The organism is Mycobacterium sp. NAZ190054 (assembly GCF_001545925.1).
Classification (GTDB): domain Bacteria; phylum Actinomycetota; class Actinomycetes; order Mycobacteriales; family Mycobacteriaceae; genus Mycobacterium.
Genome location: NZ_LMVQ01000384.1, coordinates 1 through 2,548 on the forward strand (window position 1 = coordinate 1; position 2,548 = coordinate 2,548).

A 2,548-nucleotide genomic window follows, 5' to 3' on the forward strand; every position below is an offset into this window, starting at 1 on the left:
GTCACTTGGTAGGTAACTCACTGACCACTACGCGATGGCCCACCCCAAAGCCCTCAACGACACACCGGACACAGCCCAGCCCGGCCAGCCGCAGACCCGAAACCCCACCACCCCAGGGGACTTACCCCAGTGGGATGACGATCGTCGCGACGGCGATCCTCACGTAGTCGCTATTCGCGTAGCTCTCGCCGTCATTGTCCGGACGTGCCGCGAGCGCGACCCGTTCGGCGAATGCCGCCGGGGCGGCAACAGATGCAACGCCGGCATACGGCGCCGCGGCGGGAAGAGCGGTGGGCTGCTCAGTTGTCATAGTGGTCTCCGGGTCCATGGGTTCAGCGAGGTCGCACCCCCGTGTCGACCCGGGACTGCCCGCCGCTTCTTGCGAGTAGGCAGTCTTCACTGCGAGTGGATCACGTACGATGTCCGTTACGTAAAACGTAAGTAACCGACGTTTCAGTTACGCCACGCGGAGGCTGGCTCGTTATGAGTTACGCATTGCGTACTCGGATGGGCCTCACCGACCGTCGGAAGATCCCGCGAAACCCGTCAGCATCATCAGCGTGTCGGCCAGGTTGTCGATGGCCTTGCGCTGCGCCCGGTCGGACAGGTGCGCCGACCACAGCGGGGCCTGACTCATTGCGGCGTGCATGCACTGCAGGGCGGTGTCGACGTCGACGACGTGGAACTCCCCCGAGGCGACACCTTCTTCCAGGAGTCCACGGAACAGCCGGTCGTGACGGCGGCGCAGATCCTTGATCCGGTCATGCTGGGCGTCCGGCCATTCGCGCGGTTCGAGGAAGAGCCGCAAAGCGGCGGGATAGTCGCGGACCGCGATGGTGATGTGCCCGTGGATCAGTGCGCGCAGCCGTGTCGTTGGTGACCCCGGCGTGCGCTCCAGAAGGTCTTCCAGCCGGGTGGTCCACTCGTCGCCGAGGGTCTCGATCGCGGCCGTGACGAGCTCGTCCTTGCTCGAAAAGTAGTAGTACAGCGAGCTTTTCGTGACATCCAGCCGGTCGGCGACGTCCTCCAGGCTGACTCCGCCATAACCCCGCTCACCGAACAGCTCGGCGGCGGCCGTGAGAATCTCCCGGATCCGCCGTCCGCGTTTGCGCTGCACGCGGTCCGAGGCCTGCCGGACTTCCTCGACCGTGTTGGACGCCATCCCTGACCTCGTCTCTGCCTTTGCCTGACGCAACAGTACTAGTTCGACCCTGAATTCGTTTCTTGCCTCTAGAGTCGAATTTCGTCATATTGGTCGACATCGCAACAGAGTCCAGGAGGTGACCGTGAGCACACAGTCCTACGAAGACATCCGCTACGAGATCGACGGCCCGGCCGCGGTGATCACGATCGACCGGCCACACCGCTACAACGCGTTCCGTGCCCAGACGGTCGAGGAGATGATCAAGGCGTTCCGGGCGGCGTGGGCCGATCCGCAGGTGCGGGCGGTGATCCTGACCGGCGCCGGCGACAAGGCGTTCTGCACCGGCGGCGACGTCAAACAGCGCGCGGAGACCGGCGACTACGGCCCCTCCGAGAGCGGCATGTTCGAGATCGGCTACCTGCACAAACTGATCCGCGACATCCCCAAGCCGGTGATCGCAGCCGTGAACGGCGTCGCGGTCGGCGGTGGACACGTGCTGCACGTGCTGTGCGACGTCTCGATCGCCAGCGAGACCGCCCGGTTCGGCCAGGCCGGCCCCAAGGTGGGTTCCTTCGACGCCGGATTCGGCACCGCGTACCTGGCCCGGGTGGTCGGCGAGAAGAAGGCCCGCGAGATCTGGTTCTGGTGCCGCGTCTACGACGCCGAACAGGCCGAACGCATGGGACTGGTCAACGCCGTGGTCCCGGCGGGTGAGCTGATGAAGACCGCCAAGGCCTGGGCCGACGAGATCGCCGAGAAGAGCCCCACGGCCATCCGGTTCTGCAAGCAGTCGTTCAACGCCGACACCGACCACCAGGCGGGACTTTCCAACCTGGCGATGTCGGCGCTCGACCTGTTCACCGCGTCGCCGGAGGGACTGGAAGGCGCGAACGCGTTCGCCGAGAAGCGGCCGGCAGACTTCAACTCCTACGTGAACTGGCACTGACCATGCAGTTCACCTTCTCCGACGACGAAGAGGCCTATCGCCGGGAGCTGAACCGGTTCGCCCGCAAGGTACTCGCACCGCATTACCAGGCCGACGACAAGACGGCGAAGCTGCGTCCCGAACTGGTCGCCGACATGGCGGGCATGGGCCTGACCGGTCTGCGCATCCCCGAACGGTTCGGCGGTCAGGAAGCCAGCGCGGTGATCGCCGGGCTGGCAGCCGAGGAGGTCGCCTACGGCGACTTCAACGCCACCTATCTGATCATCGTCACCGCGCTGATCAGCGACATCCTCACCCGCAACGCCACCGAAGCGCAGCAGGCGGAGTGGCTGCCCGCGATCGCGTCCGGCGAGGTGGTGCCGGCCTTCTGCATCACCGAACCGCAGCACGGCACCGACGCGGCCGCGCTGGAGATGCGCGCCGAGCCGACCGCGGACGGCTGGCTGCTCACGGGTGAG

4 protein-coding genes are annotated in these 2,548 nt (G+C 65.9%); 2 read left to right on the forward strand and 2 right to left on the reverse strand.

What is annotated here, in order from left to right:
- Window positions 1-121: 121 nt before the first annotated feature.
- Entirely contained in the window at window positions 122-310 is a 189-nt protein-coding gene (locus tag ASJ79_RS33375; RefSeq protein ID WP_197420328.1) for a hypothetical protein, read from the reverse strand.
- Window positions 311-514: 204 nt separating this feature from the next.
- A complete protein-coding gene (locus ASJ79_RS22325; protein ID WP_067960049.1) occupies window positions 515-1,162 on the reverse strand; it encodes a TetR/AcrR family transcriptional regulator in 648 nt (215 codons plus the stop codon).
- A gap of 124 nt (window positions 1,163-1,286) precedes the next feature.
- On the opposite strand from ASJ79_RS22325, the gene ASJ79_RS22330 reads away from it, so the two are divergent.
- Together ASJ79_RS22330 and ASJ79_RS22335 are read left to right on the forward strand one after the other, a co-directional pair.
- Window positions 1,287-2,090 (forward strand): enoyl-CoA hydratase-related protein, encoded by an 804-nt coding sequence (locus tag ASJ79_RS22330; protein WP_082753991.1) that lies wholly within the window; start codon window positions 1,287-1,289, stop codon window positions 2,088-2,090.
- 2 nt (window positions 2,091-2,092) lie between these two features.
- Window positions 2,093-2,548 (forward strand): acyl-CoA dehydrogenase family protein (locus ASJ79_RS22335; RefSeq protein ID WP_197420329.1); only part of this gene is annotated, 456 nt, incomplete at its 3' end.